The organism is Psychrobacillus sp. FSL K6-4046 (assembly GCF_038624605.1).
In the GTDB taxonomy this organism is placed as follows: domain Bacteria; phylum Bacillota; class Bacilli; order Bacillales_A; family Planococcaceae; genus Psychrobacillus.
This window is the reverse complement of the sequence record NZ_CP152020.1, coordinates 587,247-607,382: the sequence shown is the minus strand read 5'-3', so window position 1 is coordinate 607,382 and position 20,136 is coordinate 587,247. Positions and strand designations below refer to the sequence as shown.

The 20,136-nt window shown below is 37.9% G+C and carries 19 protein-coding genes; 7 read left to right on the top strand and 12 right to left on the bottom strand.

Annotated elements, in window-relative coordinates; translation table 11 throughout:
- The first annotated feature begins 54 nt into the window (after positions 1-54).
- The 3 genes from MKY09_RS02980 (at position 55) to MKY09_RS02970 (ending at position 4,239) form a co-directional block, all read left to right on the top strand.
- Positions 55-2,538, top strand: a complete 2,484-nt coding sequence (locus MKY09_RS02980) for a hypothetical protein (RefSeq protein ID WP_342567540.1) — start codon at positions 55-57, stop codon at positions 2,536-2,538.
- Positions 2,535-3,413, top strand: a complete 879-nt coding sequence (locus tag MKY09_RS02975; RefSeq protein WP_342567539.1) for an ABC transporter ATP-binding protein — start codon at positions 2,535-2,537, stop codon at positions 3,411-3,413. The genes MKY09_RS02980 and MKY09_RS02975 overlap by 4 nt, the downstream gene beginning before the upstream one ends.
- 421 nt (positions 3,414-3,834) lie before the next feature.
- Positions 3,835-4,239, top strand: coding sequence for a DUF4181 domain-containing protein (locus MKY09_RS02970; RefSeq protein ID WP_298468119.1), 405 nt, complete (start codon positions 3,835-3,837; stop codon positions 4,237-4,239).
- 95 nt (positions 4,240-4,334) lie between these two features.
- On the opposite strand, the gene argS is transcribed toward MKY09_RS02970, so the two are convergent.
- The 6 genes from argS to speE form a co-directional block, all read right to left on the bottom strand.
- Positions 4,335-6,002: an arginine--tRNA ligase gene (gene argS / locus MKY09_RS02965; protein ID WP_342567538.1), complete on the bottom strand. Its 1,668-nt coding sequence runs from the start codon at positions 6,000-6,002 to the stop codon at positions 4,335-4,337.
- Between the two features lies 1 nt (position 6,003).
- Complete coding sequence (locus MKY09_RS02960; RefSeq protein WP_340885507.1) at positions 6,004-6,423, bottom strand: DUF1934 domain-containing protein; 420 nt, start codon at positions 6,421-6,423, stop codon at positions 6,004-6,006.
- 303 nt (positions 6,424-6,726) lie between these two features.
- Entirely contained in the window at positions 6,727-7,263 is a 537-nt protein-coding gene (locus MKY09_RS02955) for a TetR family transcriptional regulator (protein ID WP_298468111.1), read from the bottom strand.
- Positions 7,264-7,415: 152 nt separating this feature from the next.
- Positions 7,416-8,054 carry an FMN-dependent NADH-azoreductase gene (locus tag MKY09_RS02950; RefSeq protein WP_298468108.1) on the bottom strand — a complete coding sequence of 213 codons (639 nt, stop codon included), beginning with the start codon at positions 8,052-8,054 and terminating at the stop codon, positions 7,416-7,418.
- 398 nt (positions 8,055-8,452) lie between these two features.
- A complete protein-coding gene (speB, locus tag MKY09_RS02945) occupies positions 8,453-9,325 on the bottom strand; it encodes an agmatinase (protein ID WP_298468104.1) in 873 nt (290 codons plus the stop codon).
- Between the two features lie 4 nt (positions 9,326-9,329).
- Positions 9,330-10,163: a spermidine synthase gene (gene speE, locus MKY09_RS02940; protein ID WP_169361405.1), complete on the bottom strand. Its 834-nt coding sequence runs from the start codon at positions 10,161-10,163 to the stop codon at positions 9,330-9,332.
- Positions 10,164-10,330: 167 nt separating this feature from the next.
- On the opposite strand from speE, the gene MKY09_RS02935 reads away from it, so the two are divergent.
- Positions 10,331-12,409, top strand: coding sequence for a PBP1A family penicillin-binding protein (locus MKY09_RS02935; protein ID WP_169361404.1), 2,079 nt, complete (start codon positions 10,331-10,333; stop codon positions 12,407-12,409).
- Between the two features lie 796 nt (positions 12,410-13,205).
- Here MKY09_RS02935 and MKY09_RS02930 read toward each other — a convergent pair.
- On the bottom strand, positions 13,206-13,727 hold the full coding sequence (locus tag MKY09_RS02930) for a YwhD family protein (RefSeq protein WP_169361403.1): 522 nt from the start codon (positions 13,725-13,727) through the stop codon (positions 13,206-13,208).
- Between the two features lie 67 nt (positions 13,728-13,794).
- Here MKY09_RS02930 and MKY09_RS02925 point away from each other — a divergent pair, with 67 nt between their 5' ends.
- On the top strand, positions 13,795-13,980 hold the full coding sequence (locus MKY09_RS02925) for a 2-hydroxymuconate tautomerase (protein ID WP_169361402.1): 186 nt from the start codon (positions 13,795-13,797) through the stop codon (positions 13,978-13,980).
- Positions 13,981-13,998: 18 nt separating this feature from the next.
- On the opposite strand, the gene MKY09_RS02920 is transcribed toward MKY09_RS02925, so the two are convergent.
- From MKY09_RS02920 to MKY09_RS02910, 3 genes are all read right to left on the bottom strand, one after another.
- The gene (locus MKY09_RS02920; RefSeq protein ID WP_169361401.1) at positions 13,999-14,514 is read right to left on the bottom strand and encodes a YwgA family protein; all 516 of its coding nucleotides are present in this window, start codon (positions 14,512-14,514) and stop codon (positions 13,999-14,001) included.
- Positions 14,515-14,527: 13 nt separating this feature from the next.
- Positions 14,528-15,823 carry an HD domain-containing protein gene (locus MKY09_RS02915; protein ID WP_251557139.1) on the bottom strand — a complete coding sequence of 432 codons (1,296 nt, stop codon included), beginning with the start codon at positions 15,821-15,823 and terminating at the stop codon, positions 14,528-14,530.
- 135 nt (positions 15,824-15,958) lie between these two features.
- On the bottom strand, positions 15,959-16,186 hold the full coding sequence (locus MKY09_RS02910; protein ID WP_144539789.1) for a DUF1450 domain-containing protein: 228 nt from the start codon (positions 16,184-16,186) through the stop codon (positions 15,959-15,961).
- A gap of 156 nt (positions 16,187-16,342) precedes the next feature.
- Between MKY09_RS02910 and MKY09_RS02905 the strand changes: the two genes are divergently transcribed.
- Positions 16,343-16,966, top strand: a complete 624-nt coding sequence (locus MKY09_RS02905; protein ID WP_169361399.1) for an RsfA family transcriptional regulator — start codon at positions 16,343-16,345, stop codon at positions 16,964-16,966.
- Between the two features lie 97 nt (positions 16,967-17,063).
- Here the strand turns inward: MKY09_RS02905 and MKY09_RS02900 are convergent, their stop codons facing one another.
- Positions 17,064-17,894, bottom strand: a complete 831-nt coding sequence (locus MKY09_RS02900; RefSeq protein WP_169361408.1) for a lipoate--protein ligase family protein — start codon at positions 17,892-17,894, stop codon at positions 17,064-17,066.
- Between the two features lie 20 nt (positions 17,895-17,914).
- A complete protein-coding gene (gene pta, locus MKY09_RS02895) occupies positions 17,915-18,859 on the bottom strand; it encodes a phosphate acetyltransferase (RefSeq protein WP_342567537.1) in 945 nt (314 codons plus the stop codon).
- A 151-nt stretch (positions 18,860-19,010) separates the two neighbouring features.
- On the opposite strand from pta, the gene hemQ reads away from it, so the two are divergent.
- Positions 19,011-19,760 carry a hydrogen peroxide-dependent heme synthase gene (gene hemQ, locus MKY09_RS02890; protein WP_342567536.1) on the top strand — a complete coding sequence of 250 codons (750 nt, stop codon included), beginning with the start codon at positions 19,011-19,013 and terminating at the stop codon, positions 19,758-19,760.
- Positions 19,761-20,136: the final 376 nt, after the last annotated feature.

Sequence of the window (20,136 nt, the reverse complement as noted above, 5' to 3'; positions counted from 1 at the left end):
TCATACATAAAGAGGAAGTGGGCCAATCTACGTCTGTTTTTCAGGGAGGAACTCATGAAAGAAGTTATAAGTTTCGTTATGAAAGGAATCTTAAAAAGTAAATACATATTATTGGTACCTTTTATTATCATTCTATTTATCGTTTCTTTGATGACTATTAATAGTAATGAATCTGGAACAACTCAACAGGAGCTACAAGACACATTTAATGATCGCAAGGAAACCATTAATTTTATCATTGGTAGCCTATTAAATAAAAAAAAGGATTTAGGCTTACCTGAAGAACAACAACTAGCACTAGACAGTTTACTCCTCCAAGAAGTGTATTTAAAAGAAATATCAACTAAGCTGGCTCGAGGAGATTTAGATATTTCCAACGAAAACCTCGCCTACTTAAAAGCATATAGTGAGTATGAAAGCTATGACTTTATAAGTTATATTAATCCTCAGGTTTTAAAAGTTGAGCAACAAAAAGCAGCCGCATTATCGAAACAAGGCCTACCTTTTACGGAACAAGAGACCCCTTTTAATACAGCACTATTTTCTAAGCAGTTATTCCAGCTATTATTCAGTCCCTTTACTGCATTTCTATTTTTTCTCATCTTCATTTATAAAATTATTTCTGATGAACAGAATCGAACATTCGAGTTCTTTAAAGTTAACTCACTTTCAAATACTGCAATCTATTACGGGTACCTCATACCTTTTTTAATGCTTGCCATTGTATATACGATTTTAGCAGGATTCTTTTCCTTATTGCCGCCTCTTTTAACTGGAAATTTAGAGACGATACACTATCCAATAGATATGCTTATTGGTACAGAAACAGTTATGGTGCCATTATGGAAATGGCTACTCTTCCTTCCAATTGGTTGGGCAATTTTTGTGGCACTTATGCTGACGATTGCAATATGTTTGTTTAAACAGCGGCTTTCATTTAGTGTACTTTTAGCAATCATTGCCGTCACGGTCGTGTGTGGTTATATTTATTCTGTTCTATTTGGATTTCATATGTTTAATCCTATCCATCTAATTGTTTCTTATGAGATGCATTTACTACCAACCAATCGTTTTGTAACGTATTTAACTGGAATGCTCCTCTTGCTCATTCTATGTTTACTAGCATGCTTTCCGGTATTTAAATCGAAGAATGTGGTATTCACCTCCCCCCTCCCTGCTTATGCTCGCAAGCGGTTTTATCCGAAACTCGAGGGGAGGATGCAGTTACTTCAATTTGAACATATTAAAAAGAAGCGCAAAGGTCATGTGTTGCTTACCATTATTCTGTTAACTGGGATTATCGGTAGTACATTTATTATCGTCAATCAAACCTATCAAAAGCTGCCAACCATATACTTGAATGTTATGGAAGATTTACAAAACCTCCTTATTGAAGAACAAGTACAGTGGAAAGTCCATGAAGAGGATTTTAATAGAGAAGTTGAAGCGAATCGCATTTCGGAGGATTCAGGAGACGGGACGACAGACTTTCCCGAGGAAAACCCATTCACCATGATGATTAGACACGCTGAAAACGAATACAACGTATTGGATGAGTTAAAATATAATATTGGTTCGAAAGATTTCGCTCAAAAATATAATGAAATTACGAAGCCCGACCAATCCTATAGAGAATTAGATTCAACCATGTGGAATGTTACTGTAATGGCTTCTGAGGAGCAACAGCATATATTAGATAAGAAAAATATTACACCATGGCCGATCGGGTATCAGTGGATTTCTCATTTCAATGATCCTAGTTATGCTTTAGGTAACGAACACTACACCTTACTAAAATCATCTCAAGAAAGAAACACGAAATATGGAAATAGTAGCTTGTTCACTATGTATAAATTTTTAGATTGGAATATAATGTTGGTGGTCTTATGTGTGTTTATACTTCTGCTATGGACATGTATTTCCGTGGAACAGCGACCAACATCATCCATTCATTTTTTGACTACCAAGCCGATTACTTTCCAATCTATCTATGCAAGCAAATGGATTTACAATCTCTTAATTGCTTATGTGGCAATTCTAATTAGCGGGGGCATTACATTTATTGTCAGTTCAATTATAGGTGGCTTCGGTGAACCAGACTATCCGATTTTAGTCTATGCTCTTGAAAACACGAACCAAAACACGTTTTTTTCTCCTGTCGAGAATAGTTATTTTTACTTTGAGAGTTTACTAGTGTTACTCGTTAAAAGTGGATTTCTTATCGTTGCCCAAATCTTCTTTCTGAATAGCTTATTTAGTTTAATTGGGAGATGGATTAAAAACTATTATGTTTCTTTAGTTATCACATTATTAGTTTCCGTATTGGGTTATTACTTCGCAAATCAATACATTACTACTTCCTTTATGTATCTTAATCCATTTGTTTATTTTGATACATGGAACATTGTAGATGGCTGGAAATCGGTATTAGCGAGCTCGTCCGCCGTCAATTTCCGTAATGGATCGATGATTCTGTTGCTTAGTGGTTTATCATTGTTCCTAATAGGCTTCATACCAAGAAGGAAGAGGGTGTCATGATGTCAGTATTAGAAGTTCGCCAGCTCAGAAAAAAGTATGGAAAAAAACTTGTTTTGCGCGATATTTCATTTGAGATTCATGAAGGTGACGTTATCGGTCTAGTAGGCCCAAATGGAGCAGGTAAATCCACTCTTTTACGATCCATTCTGGCAATTGAAGAGTTTGAATATGGAACGGTGAAGGTCAAAAACATCTCTAATCAGAGTCCTGACTTTTATAAATACATTACCTTTTTACCGAGCGATAACTATTTATATATGCAGCTAACTGGATTCGACCATTTAGCATTTGTTGCAAACATCTATAGGTTGGAGAAAACGGCAATTGAAGAAGTTATTGAGCAAATTGGAATCCGATCCTATGTCGACCAGCCCGTAAAATCCTACTCGTACGGGATGAGACAGCATTTACTTATTGCATTATGCATTCTAACAAAGCCTTCTGTCATTTTAATGGATGAACCTTTTAATGGACTGGACCCTACAAGTACGATCGAATTGAAGGAGCTGATTCGCACGTTACATGCGCAAGGAATTAGCTTTCTCATTTCCACACATAACCTGGATATTTTGGAGGATCTGACGAAAAAAATATGGTTTATCAAAGACGGAACATTGTTTAAAGACGACAAAACATTAGTAGTAAATCTCCCTTATCAAATTGAAGTTTTAGTTCCCAAGGATACCGTGTTAGAAAAGCTGATGACCGACAGTCCATTACCTTATCAGGTGTGGGAAAACCGAATTATTACAGATCAAAATCATGATGTAGGAGAATATTTGGAGTGGCTACTAAAGAATAAAGTACAAATTCTATCCGTCAACCAAAGGAAGCCTAATCTGGAGGAAAGGTATAAGCATTTTTACGAGGTGTAGCCCACTTTCATCAAATGAGCTAGCTTTAAAAAGGGCTCTGTTAAAGGCTAGGGTTGATTTATGATGTACTCTAAATCGGCAAGTAGAATTGATTTCCGCGCCAACCGGACGCTTTTTCGCGGGGCGAGCGATAAGCCATCACCCATCGCTTACGCGCGTGGCTGTGATGACTTATCTTTCTCCCGCCTGTCGCTGGAGTCGCCGCCTCTCACTTCAATCAATAATTAGAAAAGGTTCGTGTTTTTAAAGTAAAAAATATAATAACAAACTATATGCTTATTTCTTAAATCTTTTTGATAGGGATATTTAAAGGAATAAAGAATTGGATCATCGGTAAAGTAAAATTAAGGGTTACCTTAATGGGATGGCTTGAGCCATCGACTATTAATAGTTACGAGAATGTTACGTAAGGGGTGATAGGATGATTTGGATTAAACTTTTGTTATATATATCGATTATATTTGTTATAAATATAATCGTTAGCTTTCTATTGAGTTATTCATTTAGAATCAAAAAAGAAAAAAGATCTTTTTTTTCGTACAATCATGTAAACGAATTACATAAAAAAATGGACTGGACTTTCAGATTTGTTTTTATGATGATATTGATCGTTGTGAATATTTTAGTAATAATAGAAGATTATTCAATACAACTCTATATTTATACTTCACTTTTCTACGCTGTGTTAGATTTTATCGTACGAGCATTTTTTGAATATAAATATTCCAATAATCCTAAACAATCTATTCTGACGATTAGCAATGGAATAGTATTTTCACTTGGACTTCTAATAGTATCTGATTACTTGTTAGATTATCTCGGCTAAGGTATGAATACTTGAGCTGCCGAATTCACGTTTTTATTATCAAATTACAAAAAAGGCATTAAGAAGCGAATTCTTAATGCCTTTAAAGGTTTATTTTACATTTTTTCTGGTGCAGAAACTCCAATTAATTTTAATGCATTTGCAATCGTTTGACGTGCAGATGTCACTAATGCTAGACGTGCCTCTGAAAGTGGCATGTTGTCCGCATTTAATACTTTGTCTGCATTGTAGAAGCTATGGAATGTTGCAGCAAGCTCTTGAATATAAGTTGCAACACGGTGAGGGGCACGAAGTTTTGCAGCGTCTGCCACTACTTGTGGGAAGTCACCAATTTTTTTCAATAGATCTAATTCTTTTTCGCTTTGCAATACATCCAAGGAGTCAGTAGAAGCCTTCATACCTTGTGTTTCTGCTGAGCGTAAAATAGAGCAAATACGAGCATGTGCGTATTGTGCATAATATACTGGGTTTTCATTTGATTGTGAAACAGCTAAATCTAAATCGAAGTCCATGTGAGAATCGCCTGAACGCATACCGAAGAAGTAACGTACTGCGTCTAGTCCTACTTCTTCTACAAGCTCACGCATCGTTACAGCCTTACCTGTACGCTTACTCATCTTCATCTTTTCGCCGTCTTTATATAACTGAACCATTTGAATAACCGATACTTCTAGTTTTTCACGGTTATATCCAAGTGCTTCAAACGCAGCTTTCATACGTGGGATATATCCGTGATGGTCTGCTCCCCAAATATTAATGAGCTGATCGAAGCCACGAGCTAGCTTATTCTCATGGTAAGCGATGTCTGGTAATAAGTATGTGAATGAGCCATCACTTTTAATAAGCACGCGGTCTTTATCATCTCCGAAGGTAGTAGAGCGTAACCAAGTTGCCCCCTCTTCTTCAAAAATATGACCATTTTCACGTAATTTGTTTAACGCAATATCAATTTTACCGCCTTCATATAAGGAAGTTTCAGAGAACCAGTTATCAAAGTTAACACGGAAGTCTGCTAAATCCTTTTGAAGCTTCGCCAATTCTACCTTCAAACCGTGAGTACGGAATGCTTGGAAACGCTCCTCATCAGACATATGAACAAATTTGTCTCCATGCTCTTTTGCAATGTCAGCAGCAATATCAATAATATCTTGACCACGATATCCATCTTCAGGCATTTCCTTTTCCATACCTAATGCTTCAAAATAACGCACTTCAATAGAAACGGCTAAGTTATTGATTTGATTTCCTGCATCGTTTATATAATATTCACGAGAAACATCGTAGCCAGCAAAGTCTAATACGTTACATAAGGAATCTCCAACAGAAGCACCTCGTGCATGTCCTAAATGTAAATCACCTGTTGGGTTGGCAGAAACGAATTCTACTTGAATTTTTTCGTTACCACCAGATGTTGTGCGGCCGTAATTTTCTTTTTCTGTTAGTACTGCCTTCACCACGTCTTGTAGGTAATCTTTACGTACCGTGATGTTCATGAAGCCTGGTCCAGCAATGTCTACTTTCTCCATCATTGTTCCGTCCATATTAAGGTTTTCAATAATTGCCTCTGCGATTTGACGAGGGTTTTTCTTCGCAATTTTAGTTAATTGCATAGCAATGTTTGTTGCATAGTCACCATTCGCTTTATCTTTTGGTGTCTCAAGATGAACTGATGGCAGTTGCTCCTCGGTTACAAGTTCTGCTTTAAGGATTGCTTGCTGCAAAGCTTCCTTAATGGATTGTTGGACTTTTTCTACTGCATTCATTTTATTCCGCCTCCGTATATGTTAGTTCTAATTTATATGTACCGACCACTTCTTCGTCCACTATAAGCTCATAATGTACTAGGAATTGACCATCTGTGAATTGCAATTTCTTTGTATTGGTTGTAATCATGAATGTGCCGTAGCCTGTGTCATAGCTACCGGTCTGCTGTTCTCCTCTTTGAAATGGCAGGCGCATTTTGACACCACCACTTCTAAGTATTAGCGCAGATTCAGCATTAAGTTTTACAGTTGTTCGAACTAACTTTTCGTTCTGTACTTCTTCATAAACTAAATAAGGCTGCTCTCCCTTTAAGGTTAGAACGCCAGATGTATGAATATCAAAAGATTCTTTTTTAGACTTCGGGTGTTGGATTGTTGATCGTAAACGAACAGCAACTTCTTTTTTTAATAGTTCAGACATGGACTTCATCCTTTAAAGCATTTTATAATAATTTATTTATGTAAAAATATAACCTTCATATTATAGCTTAAATTTCATCTAAGTTACAACTAATCGTAAAATACACTTTTTTCTAAAAAAAAAAGCTTGTTTAAATACACCAAAAAGAGTGTGGAGATCATCACTAAGCTTTTCTTATTTATCTCTGTTAGAGGATATGGTTTATTTTTCGAGAGGTGGTCTTGTTTATGAATTTACACATAAACGATTGAAGCAGTTTAGTTCTGTTTAGTTGATACAAGGGATTTATAATGGATGCTTGTACTAGCCTAAAATGATGCTTGTCAAACGGTTTACCGCCGTATGTAAGGTTTCTTTTCCCTCTACACATGCCATTGCAACTCCATAAATGCCCCAACTCCAGAATGTAGCAAGAAAATAATGTTCTTCTTTTATACCGTGCTCTTTATCTAATAATGTATGTAGATTTTCCGTCAAGCGCTGTTTTATTTCATAGTCCATTTTCGGTTTAAATTCTTTAACTGCTCGTTGACAATGTAAGGCTAAATTTGTCTGAGAACTTATAATAGCTTGTAGGGACATAATAATCGTTTGTTCGTCGATCACTTCTTGTAATGCTACTTCTTTAAAAATTTCTTTCGTGAGAACCTCTTTTTGAATCACATCGATTAAATCGTATTTATCCATAAAATGATAGTAAAACGTTGAACGGTTAATCTTTGCTTCTTGTGTAATATCAGAAATAGAAATATCACTAAAATCTTTTTGTTTAATTAGTTTCAAAAAACCATTCATGATATTTTGTCTTGTCCGTTGGATCCGTGGATCTTGTTTTTTCATTCGAACCTACCTTCTCGAAACTGTATTATTTTGATCGCTTGATCAATTAAATGAATGACTAAATTATAACAGAAAAATTTCTGGGAAAAAAAATAAGCAATTCGTGGTCCAATAAAACAGACCACAAATTGCAATATATAGATAATAAATGATTAGAATTTTTTTGCTAATTGCTTTGCACGCTCAATGCCTGCTAGTTTAATTTCCTCAGCTTTATCTCGCATTGCATCATGACCCTCAATAAATAAACCTTCAAATTCAGAAATACCCATGACGGCCATCAATTGTTTTAAATAGCGATTGCCTAGCTCTAAGTCTGCTAAAGGATGACCTTCTGAATAAAAATCACCTCGTGCTTGAATGTGAAGCACTTTCTTACCTCGAAGTAAGCCTACAGAACCTTTTTCTGTATATCTAAACGTTTTACCAGGCACTGCTACGGCATCAATGTATGCTTTCAGTACTGCTGGGAATAAGTAATTCCACAATGGGGTTACGAATATCATTTTATCTGCTGAAACAAATTGATTAACAATTTCGTTTAGGCGACTCACTTTCGCTACTTCCTCTTTAGAAAGAGCATCCATGGGTTGTCCTGCACGAAGTTTTCCCCAACCACTGAACACATCTGCATCTAAATTCGGGATTTCTTCCTTAAATAAATCTACAGTCACAATTTCATCTTTTGGATTTGTTGCTGTATATGCTTCAATAAATGCCTTTCCTGCTGCCATACTAAATGAATGATTTTCATCATTTGGGTTTGCTGTAATAAATAATAACTTAGTCATAATTTTTTCCCTCTAATTCTATAAGATTTACAACATCTGTTGTATGTTTAGTATAAAATGTTTTATTAGCTATACAAACCAACAGTTTTATCGAATTGTTGCAAATCCAACATTCGGCTCATATTGATCGAAAAAAGAATAATCTAATTAATTCTTCCAAAATACATAAAGGCCCCTAGAACTTTACTGTACGTAAAGTTCTAGGGGCCTTAGTAATTCTATTACATTTTCTGCAGCAGTGACGATTGTTTCACTTTAACTGCTCGTCGCAGAACCATAGTGACTGCTTACTACTTTATCCAGCCTAAGATCATTTCTCTCAGCAACTTCGACGCGGTATTGGCTGTTTGGCTTCCGCCTCACTTCGTTCAGCTCCGCAGAACATTAGAGACCACTTTCTATTTAACCCATCCTAGTAGCATTTCGCGTAGTAGTTTCGACGCTGTGTTTGCGGTTTGCTCCGACTGATCATAGATTGGGGCTACTTCTACTAGGTCGAAGCCTACTACGTTGACACCTGAGTTTGCGATTGCGTGGATGGAGGCTAGTAGTTCGCGACTTGTGATTCCTCCGCAGTCTACTGTTCCTGTACCAGGTGCATGTGCTGGGTCTAGTACATCGATGTCAATTGTCACATAAACAGGGCGTCCCTCAAGTGTTGGAAGTACCTTTTTCAAAGGCTCCAGCACTTCGAACTTAGCAATTTGCATGCCATTTTCTTTTGCCCAATCGAATTCTTCCTTCATTCCAGAACGAATTCCAAATGAGTAGACGTTTTTAGGTCCTATATGCTCTGCAATTTTACGGATTGGAGTGGAATGAGATAATGGCTCTCCCTCGTATTCCACACGCAGATCTGTATGGGCATCCATGTGAATGATCGCCAGGTTATCGTATTTGTTCGATACAGCCTTCATTACTGGCCAAGAGACTAAATGCTCTCCACCCATGCCGACCGGAATTTTTCCGTCCTGCAAAAGTTGGCGGATGAACCCTTCAATTAAGTCTAGACTTTTCGCTGCATTTCCAAATGGAAGTGGAATATCTCCTGCATCAAAATAGTTTACATCATCTAGTTCTCTATCAAGATATGGAGAATATTCCTCTAGACCAATAGATACTTCACGAATACGCTGGGGACCAAAACGAGATCCAGGACGATAACTTACTGTCCAATCCATCGGCATTCCATAAATGACTGCCTGTGCTTCATCATAATTTTGCTTGCTTTTAATAAAAACATTACCTGAGTATGCTTCATCGAATCTCATTGGCTTACTCTCCTGCAAGGTCTTTCACAAATTTCGGTAAAACGAATGCCGCTTTGTGAAGTTCTTTTGTGTAATACTTCGTGTCTATATCGAAGAATTGCTCATCTGGAACTTGTAGTGGATCATATTTTTTAGATCCAATTGTAAAGCACCATAAACCACTTGGATACGTTGGGATATTAGCCAAATACATATTTGTAATTGGGAATATTTCCTTCACATCTTTTTGTACTTGGCGGATTAAATCCGCTTTAAACCAAGGGTTGTCCGATTGTGCAACAAACAAACCGTCTTCTTTTAATGCTTTGGAGATTCCAGCATAAAAGCCCTTCGTAAATAGGTTTACTGCTGGTCCTACTGGTTCTGTTGAGTCTACCATAATGACATCGTACTCATTTTCAGATTCAGCAATATGCATAAACCCGTCTCCCACCTGGACGTCTACTCTTGGGTTTTCTAATTCACAAGCAATCTCTGGTAAATATTTTTTTGAGTACTCAATTACTTTTCCATCTATATCAACTAATGTCGCTTTTTTAACCTTCGGATGCTTCATAATCTCACGAATTACTCCACCGTCTCCCCCACCAACTACTAATACATTTTCTGGGTTAGGGTGCGTGAATAAAGGAACGTGTGCAACCATTTCATGATAAACAAACTCGTCCTTTTGGGAAGTCATAACCATGCCATCTAAAAAGAGCATGTTACCCCATTCCTCTGTTTCAGCCATTTCCAACAGTTGAAAATCCGTTTGTTCTGTATGAAGTGTGCGTTTCACCTTCATTGTGATGCCAAAGTTCTCGGTTTGCTTCTCTGTAAACCAAAATCCAGCCATTTATCTATCTCCTTCCAATATATGATTCTTTTACTTTACCTAAAAAGTAAATACAAAGAAAGTATAGTGGTTTTTGGCAAAAGTGCAATAGTTTTTTAATTCTCGGTTTAATTTGTTTCTATAGTTCTCATACTGTTAAAAACACAGGTGAGAACGGGGTTGATTTTTTGAAGCGCGCGCAATATAAAAAGAAGACTACTCGAAATAAAAGATTAAAAAGAGTTCTCCTAATAGGAATAGCTGCTAGCTGTGCATTTTTAAGTGCCATAGTCACTCTTCGAATATATGCGCAAATAGTTGGCGCACCGATTATTCAGGTTCCAATTTCCTCTGTATATTTAGACAATCAAGGTAACGTCATAGGAGATCGTTTTAATGAGCAGCGTAGGTACTGGATATCACTAGATGAAATGTCTCCCTTCATTCCACAAGCAACTATTTCCGTGGAGGACCAGGAGTTTTACGAGCATAATGGTTTTGATTACTCTCGAATTGCTTCCGCTCTTCTAAAGGACGTAAAGGCAGGAAAAAAAGTTGAAGGTGCCAGCACTATTACTCAGCAATATGCACGTAATGTGTTTTTAACCCACGATAAAACATGGACAAGAAAAATAAATGAAGCATTGTATGCTTATCGCTTAGAAATATTTTATGAAAAGGATGAGCTTCTAGAGGGTTATTTGAACACTGTTTATTTTGGACATGGGATGTACGGAGTAGAGGCTGCAAGTCAGTATTATTTTGGGAAAAGTGCTAAGTCTTTAACTTTAGGAGAATCCGCTCTTTTAATGGGTATTCCAAAAGGACCTACCCACTATTCTCCAATTGTGAACGAAGAAAAGGCCGTTAATCGGCAAAAGCTAATATTACAATTAATGAACAATCAGCAATTCATTACTTCGGAACAAAAGGAACGTGCTAACCTAGAGCATTTAGCTCTAAAGACAGAAGAATCAAGAGTAGCCAAAAAGACAGCACCTTATTTCTTAGAGGAAGTTTGGAAGGAAGCTACAAAAATAGTGGAGAGCAAAGGCCGTCGCATCGAAGAAGGTGGGTGGACGATTACTACTACGTTAAATAAACAGCATCAGCAGGTAGCAGAGGAAACTATTGAAAAGTGGATGCCTAAAGGGGAACTGCAAATTGGTTTCGTCAGTATGGAGCCCAAAACAGGTTATATAACAGCTATGGTTGGAGGAAGAAGCTTTACCGAAAGTCCCTTTAACCGAGTTACACAAGCAAAAAGACAAACTGGATCAACAATCAAGCCTTTACTGTTTGCAGCAGCACTAGAGAATGGCTTCTCACCCCTTACTTACTTAAAAAGTGAACGAACGATATTCACCTATGACAATGGACGAAGAGAATACGAGCCTAAAAACGTAAATGGAGAGTTTGCTAATCATCCAATCTCCATGGCGCAGGCCTTAGCAATCTCCGACAATATATATGCAGTGAAAACATTGGAGCATATAGGCTATAAACCATTTGAACAACTGGTGGAGCGATTTAATATCAACATGAAGGTCGATCAAACACCTGCTACCGCGTTAGGTACACCAGAGGCTTCCTTACTAGATATGACGAAGGCATACAATACGATATCAGATAAAGGAATCCAAATGAAACCAACGTATATTACGAAAATCTCAGACAATGAGGGCAAAGTTATATATGACATCAGTGAGGAGAAAAGAAAAGGCAAGAAAGTATTGTTAGAAGAAGATGCTTTCTTATTATCACATTTGATGACTGGAACTTTTGATCCTACGTTTAATGATTACTCTCCTGCTACCGGTATTAGTATACGCGCAAAGCAAACACGTCCTTACGCAGCTAAATCGGGAACAACGAATACAGACCAGTACCTGATAGGATTCTCACCACAGCTAACTACTGGAGTTTGGAATGGCTATGACCAAGGCAAGGCAGTGAGTGATGCAGAAGCGAAGCAGGTAACGAAGCAAGTATGGATTGAATTCATGGAGCAAGTGCATCGTGGACTACCTGAGGAGCCATTTATCGCTCCTGCAGGTGTACGCGGAGTTATCGTAGATATCGAAACAGGAGGACTCGCAACTTCTGATTGTGAAAAGCAGCGTCTTGTTTATCTGAAAGAAAAAGATATTCCAACTAAGCTTTGTACAGATCCACGACTAAAACAGCACACATTCGAGGATTTATCGGAACAACAAAAAGAAGATGAATCCTGGTCCATCTTCCCTTTCAACTTCTTTGGAAACTAAGCATTTAAAACAGTTAAAAGGCTGGGTCAAGACTATCTTCTAAATAAAATGGAGTTGTTTTCCGTTTCGGCGGACGCCTGCCGCTACAATCAATCATATAAATTGTTCGTGTTTTAATTGGTAAATTGCTATTTATGAAATTGATAACTTTAAAAAATTGAGCTAGGGAGAATAATTTCAAGCTCAATTTACTTTTATATTGTTTTTACCGAAAACCAGTTAGTTTTTTCATTTAACTTTTGAAACCGTGAATCGGCAACTTGATTTTACGGTTTTATTTCTTTTTAAAGCTGCTAATTTCTTGTAAGACATCTATCCATTCCTATTGTTTGGAGTGGAGGCGGCGACTCCTGGGGGAATAGCTCGAGCTGAAAGCCCCGCAGGAGCAAAGCGACGAGGAGATTGAAGCCGTGCCCCCGGAAAGCGTCCGCCATAACGGAAAACAACTAGATTTTATTTTGAGATCTTTAAATTTTTCGTGTTTTCCATAAGAATAGCAGTAATTATGAAATTGATTCTGCATTATTAACAATCTCTACATTTTAACATAGCCTAAAATTTAAAAGGCCTTTCATCTCCCTAAAGAGACGAAAAGCCTTTTCTTAGTATAATTTTCTGTTTAAAGTTGGAATGATTTGGATTGGGTTTCACAAATCTTCCAGCCCATCTCATACTCATTTAACTAAGTGTCCTAGCATTACTGTGAAGTAAGCTTTAAGTAAATTGTACTTTCTTTTTTCAATTAATTCAACCGTCTAATCGGACTATGTTGTAATTAATTCACTCAAAAGTTATTTTAATATGATATTTCTAAATCTTGATGCAGCTTTTGTTCGCTTTGTTCCCACATTTGAGGATTGTGAGATTGTAAAAATTCCTTCAAGATTTCTTTTGAACGATCGTCCATAAAATCAACTAAAATTTGACGCTTCATAGACTTATCCATTCGATTGACATGGTCAGCTAAAATCTTATAACCACGTCGCTTCTCTCGATTTACTACCATCTCACAGGCAGCTACGCCGGCGTAATAAGGACCATCCTGCTTGTAATCGATTGTTACCCAAACTAACCAATATGGCTTCCCTCCAGCAGAATCTTCCCGATTGGTAGTAAATTTAATACCTCTTTCCGTATCGCTTCTTGCATGCATTGCCCCAATTTCAACTTTGGCAGTGCCTTCTTCTATATCGATAATGACTGGAGAAACGTTCTCAAGTGAAAGAGAACCGATCCCATATCCCTTGTGACCATCAGTTGGATCGTTTTTAATAATGGTAAATCCTACTTTTTGTTTCGGTTTTTCTTCATTTGTCATGCGTATGCTCCTTTTCTTCTGTTATGATGTTAAGTATACTGATTATTTCTACAAAGGAGGTAACAAAATGCCATATGTAACAGTAAAAATGTTAGAAGGCCGTTCAGATGAACAAAAAAGAGAGCTAGTGGAAAAGGTTACTGCAGTAGTTGCAGAAACGACTAAAGCTCCAGTTGAGAATGTTGTTGTATTTATCGAAGAAATGCCTAAAAACCACTATGCGGTAGCTGGAACACTTCTTAGCGATAAATAAAGTAAGCCAAAGCTATTCCTAGTGAATAGCTTTTTCATTCATCAAGTTCATCACAAACGAAAAAGCTTCCTCGATTTCCTCATCACTGTAATTCAACTTTCCTTTTACAACACGTACTTTTTCAATTTGTTCTTCCTTTGGAAAGTTCTCAAAATAAAGCAATGTAGATACTAGCTCTAAAAACCGTGAGCTTTTCTCCTTCATTTGTTTAATGCAGGAATTTAATGCGGCACTAGGTTCTGCGATCTGAGCCATTTGAGTAAAGTGTTCCCCTGCATCGGTCATTTGATATTTATATTGGACGTAAGAGCCTTTATCCTGACGCTCCTCCTGCAAAAAACCCATATTACAAAGTTCCTCTATACGTAAGGTTAGCTCTTCAGAGTATGGGCCATATATATGGAAATCATATTTCTCTTTATATGGAAATTGTAGTTTCTTTGCGATATAGACCATTTTTTGTAATTTTTTTCTTCCCGTGATCCCGTCTGCTGCTCCGATAAATTGTACAATTTTTGCATGTTCCTCTAACAATACAAACCCACCTCTATTTTAGTAAATCAAGTATTTGTTTCTTCAAAGCCTTCTTCTTGCCGTCTGCAGTCAAAAAGTCCTCTGGAAAGTATAATTTATGATCTGTTCGTCGCTTACCCGAAATAGCTTCTACCACTTCCGATTGGCGAGAAAGTTCACGTATTTCTCCATTTGGCATTTGCAGGTGTATCGGGATACGCTCTCCCTCTTCTCCTGGTCTATAAAAATCGTAAGGCAAGTCTGATGACGAATCAAACACCAAATAATATTCTGGATCAATTCCAACTCGCTTAAAAAGCTGCTCTAATTCCTTCATTTTCACATAGTCTTTTGCCAAGTCAAATTCAATATATTGAAATAGCTTACGGTTAACAAAACGATTACATAAATCAGACAAAATGGCATCCTTTTCATTCATCCATAGCTGAAAATACGTTAACAATACCCCTTCATCTAATGCCAAATAATCATTAAGAGTAAAGGTCTTGTCAAAAAACCGAACAAAATGAGTAGGCTGCTGCTCGAAGGCATATCCGTTTTCACTCAACGCTTTTGCTCTATGCAAAATTTTCGTAAGAATGACTTCTGCACTTCGTGAAACTGGGTGGAAATATACTTGCCAATACATTTGGTAGCGGCTCATAATATAATCCTCTACCGCGTGCATCCCAGTAGATTTAATAACTACCTGGTCATCGAGCGGTCTCATCACTCGTAAAATACGTTCCATATCAAAATGACCATAGCTTACCCCAGTAAAATAAGCATCTCTTTGTAAATAATCCATACGGTCTGCATCTATTTGGCTTGAAATAAGACTTACCACTTGCTTGTTAGGATAAGTTTTCCCTATTACATCGGCAACTTTTTGAGGAAAATCAGGACTGACTCTTTTAAGTACCTCATTAACCTCTGTATCTCCAAGTAAGATTTGCTTTGTAAATTCCTCATGATCCAATCCAAATACATTTTCAAAGGCATGAGAAAATGGTCCATGTCCCAAATCGTGTAGCAATGCTGCACATAATACTACCAGTCTTTCAGAGGGGTCCCATTCTGGTCTTCCTTCAAAACTATCATCTACGATTCGACGGACGATTTCATATACACCTAACGAGTGATTAAATCTGCTATGTTCTGCCCCATGAAAGACTAGATAAGTAGTACCCAGCTGTTTAATGCGACGAAGCCGTTGAAATTCTTTTGCCCCAATCACGTCCCAAATCACTTGATCTCGAACATGTATATATCGATGGACTGGATCCTTAAATACTTTTTCTTCTGCTAGCTTTTGCGTAGCATAGCTCATATCTCACCCTCCATGTCTCTTAAAAATGTAGCTCACTTCCTATTAACTATAAAGTATAAAGAAAAAAGCCGCTTATGGAAAGGCGGCAATAGTTCGTTACATATAGGATAACCTTCTTGCAAGGAATGTCTATTATTATGATTCCAGCTTGGCGCGTACTTTCTCCATTAATTCGTCCTCAGTTAAAGCTGCCACTGGACGATTATTTATAAAAGCAAACGTCTTTTTACGCCCTGGACCGCAGTAGGACTGACATTCTTTAATCTCAACCTCTGCCTCTGGATCGATTGCTTTTAGCTTTGGAATTAATGTTTTTAAATTAACGGCCTGACACTCATCGCAAACTCGAAAATGGTTTGCCATAGTACACAACCCTTTCTATAAATAGATATTGTCTACACGTCATTGTATCTTAAAGTTTATATTGCTATCAAGTGTAAATTACGTGAATAAAAGAGCGATATGTTGTCCATGATGTTAATAGAACAACGAAACTATGAACATGGTAGGAGGACAAACATGGTAAAAATCAGACAAGACGCATGGATGAGAGAAAACGATGAATTGTTAGCTGAATTGGTGTTAAGACACGTTCGTGAAGGTAGCACCCAGTTAAACGCTTTTGAGGAAGCTGGTGACGAGTTAAACCGTACTGCAGCTGCTTGTGGATTTAGATGGAATGCAGTAGTTCGCCATCAATATGAAACAGAGCTAAAAGAAGCAAAGAAAGAACGCAAAGAAAAGCTTCGTATTTTAGGAAAAGATTACAGACGTAGAGGAAATGGAATCTACCTAGCGAAACCTCAGGAAGAGGGAGAACGCACTCAATCTATTCCGGTTTCTGCATTATCGATAGATATAATCATTGCTTATCTAGTACGACTGCAGCATAGTGATTCAGATATTTCTAGATATCGTCATATGGCAACGATCTCAAATGAAAAGATTCGTAAGTTAGAAAGCGAGCTTGCCAAACTCGAAAAAGAAAATGCTGCTATTAAACAAGATTACGAGCAATTCGTACAAATCATGAACCGTGCCCGTCGACTAGTAACATTAAACGACGAAGAAATGCCAGCAGTGCCAGTATTTCAAATGGAGAAAAACGGCAACCTAGTAACAAAAGAACCACCAACCGTTTAATGGATTGGTGGTTTTTTTTGATTATATCAGCATTTCGTTGCAGTTAGATAGACATACTCAATGTGCGCAATAAAACTTTTTTATGCGTATGGCTTGGTTATCCTTCTAGCATTTTTTGATTTCGTTTTAGTACTCTTTCTAAGTAGAATCGATAAAGTTCCGCTTCTTCCTGCATAAGTGATTGAGAGACCACTTGCTCGGACCTTTGATGTAGTAGTTGTTGAATTCGAATGACTACATCCTGCACTGTAAAGGTCGCTTGCAGCAGCTCATTAAGTGAAGCCATGACCTCAGGTTTTATACTAGGGTAACTAAACTTAGTATCCTCTCCCTGAACCCCTACTTCATAAAATTCTTGAATAAGGCGGGCTCTTTCGCTTCCGCTTCCTTCAACGCAAAGGTACACCTGGACAGCTATGCCTTGTCTCAATCTTCGTTGAGAGATCCCAGCAAATTTTTTGCCTCCAATACTTAAATCATAGGATCCGGGACAATATGAGCCTACTATTTCATAAGCTTCTATTTTTCCCTGAGCCTCTGGGAAAAGTTGCTGGACATAAGCCAACATAACCTCGTAGCCAGTAGGTATGTCTATGGAATTTTCCTTTTCAGACAACACGATTGATATATTTAGGACACCCTCATCTAATACAACCGCAAGTCCTCCTGAATTTCGAACGATAGGATTGTAGCCTCGCGTACGTAAGAAATCTTGAGCCTCTTCTACAAAAGGTAATCTATGATCCTGAATCCCCATTACTACTGTTTGATCATGTACCCACGTTCTTACGGTTGCTGGGGACTGCCCCTGACCGACTACATGACAAAGTAAATCGTCAGCTGCAAAGGATTCCAATGCAGAGCGGCTTTTTCCGCTAAGTGACTGATCCCAAAAACGCCATGTTTGTTGCTCCAATAAAACATCTATTTCTGACATCCCTATTCTCCTTAATCTAGTGCTTGAGCTGCTGTAATATAAGCAAGCTTGTATACATCCTCTGCATTGCAGCCTCGTGATAAGTCATTTACTGGGGCATTTAATCCCTGCAGTATCGGCCCAATTGCTTCAAATCCTCCAAGACGCTCTGCTATTTTATATCCTATATTGCCTGACTCCAACGAAGGAAAAACAAAAACATTTGCATCTCCTCTCACTGTGGCACCTGGTGCTTTTTTATCCGCAATGGACGGAACAATACTTGCATCGAATTGAAGCTCTCCTTCTATCACTAGCTGAGGTACTCGTTCTCTTGCAAGCCTTGTTGCTTGGACGACTTTGTCCGTCTCCTCCGATTTTGCGGAACCTTTAGTAGAAAAAGATAGCATTGCCACCTTTGGCTCTATACCAAATGCAGCAGCTGTCTTAGCTCCCTCCACTGCAATTTCTGCTAAGTCATCACTTGTCGGAGCAATTGTAATGGCACAGTCGGCAAAAATATAGCGTGTATCATTCTTTACCATTAGAAATGCCCCACTAGTCTTAGTAATTCCAGGCTTGGTTTTGATAATTTGTAAGGCCGGTCGCACAGTTTCTGCCGTTGTATGTGCTGCTCCACTTACTAGCCCGTCCGCTTTTTTTGTATAAACAAGCATTGTGCCAAAATAGTTAACATCCTTTAATATTTCTCTTGCCTCTTCTATAGTCACTTTACCATTGCGTCTTTCCACAAAAGCATTTACTAGTTCGTCCATATGTTCATAGGTTGCGGGGTTCAACACCTGTAAGCCACTTGGAATATCCCTCTCATTTCCTATGACAATAGGCTGAATTACTCCCTCTTCCTGCAATTTTAATGCTGCCTCAATTATTCTTGGATCGTTTCCCTCTGGTAATATAATGGTTACATTTTTACTTTGCAGCTTGCCTTTTATTTCTGTAAATAAATCAGCCATAATAACGCCCCCATCAGGATATATTTGTACATTAAGCATACACGAGTTTGTCACAGATTGTCATGTAAAAGTGGGGCTAAAAGGGGAATTCTAAAAGCTGGTATGGTAAACTAAATATGCGAAATATTTATTAAAGGGAGTGTCTTATATAATGAATGAAGCAGCTATTACATTAGATGGTTGGTACGTTTTACATGATTTCCGCCAAATGGATTGGGCATCATGGAAACAAGTAGATCCTGAACTTCGTAAACAAGCAACAGATGAGTTCGTTGCCTTTTTAGATGAATTACAACAAGCAGACGATACAAAAACTGGAGCTCACGCTTTCTATACTATTGTGGGCCAAAAAGCAGACTTTATGTTAATGACGTTACGTCCAACTATGGATGAATTGCAAGAGCTAGAAGCGAGATTCAACAAGTTAACAATTGCTGACTTTACGATTCCTGCATATTCATACGTATCAGTAGTAGAATTATCTAACTACCTGTCTGGTGAGTCAAATGAAGATCCATATCAAAATCCACATGTGCGCTCACGTCTATATCCACAACTTCAACGCTCTCAATACGTTTGCTTCTACCCAATGGACAAGCGTCGTGATGGCAACGATAACTGGTATATGCTTCCTATGGAGCAACGCAAAGAGTTAATGCGTAGCCATGGAATGATTGGTCGCAGCTATGCAGGAAAAGTGAAACAGATTATCTCAGGTTCTGTCGGCTTTGACGATTTTGAATGGGGAGTAACTTTATTCTCAGATGATGTACTTCAATTTAAAAAATTAGTATATGAAATGCGCTTTGATGAAGTAAGCGCTCGCTATGGCGAGTTCGGTTCGTTCTTCGTTGGTACTATTTTAGAAGGCGAAAAACGCTCTACATTTTTCAATCTTTAATATAAATATATAAAAGGCTGCCTTTTGGTAGTCTCAGACTGTAGCACAAACCCCATGAATTTTGGTGTTTGCCTACAGTCTTTTTCTTTAAGATGGAGATAAAGCTTGTTAAAGTTGCTTCCCTCGCTGCGCTCAGTCCAGGGTCTTCAGCTCGCGCTATTACCGCTGGAGTCGCCACTCCGCGCTCCAATCAACAATAATGTTTCTTATTAAATGACGGAGAGGCAAACCGTGGGCTACTCAGTCTATATCACAGACTTAACCTGGATTACCCGGAAAAGGGGAAGAAATCGAAATCGTTTCTACACCTTTTGTCTAAAATCTGAGACTGCCTTTGGGTAGTCTTTTTTATATGCAAAATTTGTCATGATAGGTC

Excerpts from the sequence above, each read along its gene's own strand:
- MKY09_RS02980 (WP_342567540.1), top strand. The coding sequence starts at position 55 with ATGAAAGAAGTTATAAGTTTCGTTATGAAAGGAATCTTAAAAAGTAAA.
- MKY09_RS02975 (WP_342567539.1), top strand. The coding sequence starts at position 2,535 with ATGATGTCAGTATTAGAAGTTCGCCAGCTCAGAAAAAAGTATGGAAAA.
- MKY09_RS02970 (WP_298468119.1), top strand. The coding sequence starts at position 3,835 with ATGATTTGGATTAAACTTTTGTTATATATATCGATTATATTTGTTATA.
- argS (WP_342567538.1), bottom strand. The coding sequence starts at position 6,002 with ATGAATGCAGTAGAAAAAGTCCAACAATCCATTAAGGAAGCTTTGCAG.
- MKY09_RS02960 (WP_340885507.1), bottom strand. The coding sequence starts at position 6,423 with ATGTCTGAACTATTAAAAAAAGAAGTTGCTGTTCGTTTACGATCAACA.
- MKY09_RS02955 (WP_298468111.1), bottom strand. The coding sequence starts at position 7,263 with ATGAAAAAACAAGATCCACGGATCCAACGGACAAGACAAAATATCATG.
- MKY09_RS02950 (WP_298468108.1), bottom strand. The coding sequence starts at position 8,054 with ATGACTAAGTTATTATTTATTACAGCAAACCCAAATGATGAAAATCAT.
- speB (WP_298468104.1), bottom strand. The coding sequence starts at position 9,325 with ATGAGATTCGATGAAGCATACTCAGGTAATGTTTTTATTAAAAGCAAG.
- speE (WP_169361405.1), bottom strand. The coding sequence starts at position 10,163 with ATGGCTGGATTTTGGTTTACAGAGAAGCAAACCGAGAACTTTGGCATC.
- MKY09_RS02930 (WP_169361403.1), bottom strand. The coding sequence starts at position 13,727 with ATGACAAATGAAGAAAAACCGAAACAAAAAGTAGGATTTACCATTATT.
- MKY09_RS02925 (WP_169361402.1), top strand. The coding sequence starts at position 13,795 with ATGCCATATGTAACAGTAAAAATGTTAGAAGGCCGTTCAGATGAACAA.
- MKY09_RS02915 (WP_251557139.1), bottom strand. The coding sequence starts at position 15,823 with ATGAGCTATGCTACGCAAAAGCTAGCAGAAGAAAAAGTATTTAAGGAT.
- MKY09_RS02910 (WP_144539789.1), bottom strand. The coding sequence starts at position 16,186 with ATGGCAAACCATTTTCGAGTTTGCGATGAGTGTCAGGCCGTTAATTTA.
- MKY09_RS02905 (WP_169361399.1), top strand. The coding sequence starts at position 16,343 with ATGGTAAAAATCAGACAAGACGCATGGATGAGAGAAAACGATGAATTG.
- pta (WP_342567537.1), bottom strand. The coding sequence starts at position 18,859 with ATGGCTGATTTATTTACAGAAATAAAAGGCAAGCTGCAAAGTAAAAAT.
- hemQ (WP_342567536.1), top strand. The coding sequence starts at position 19,011 with ATGAATGAAGCAGCTATTACATTAGATGGTTGGTACGTTTTACATGAT.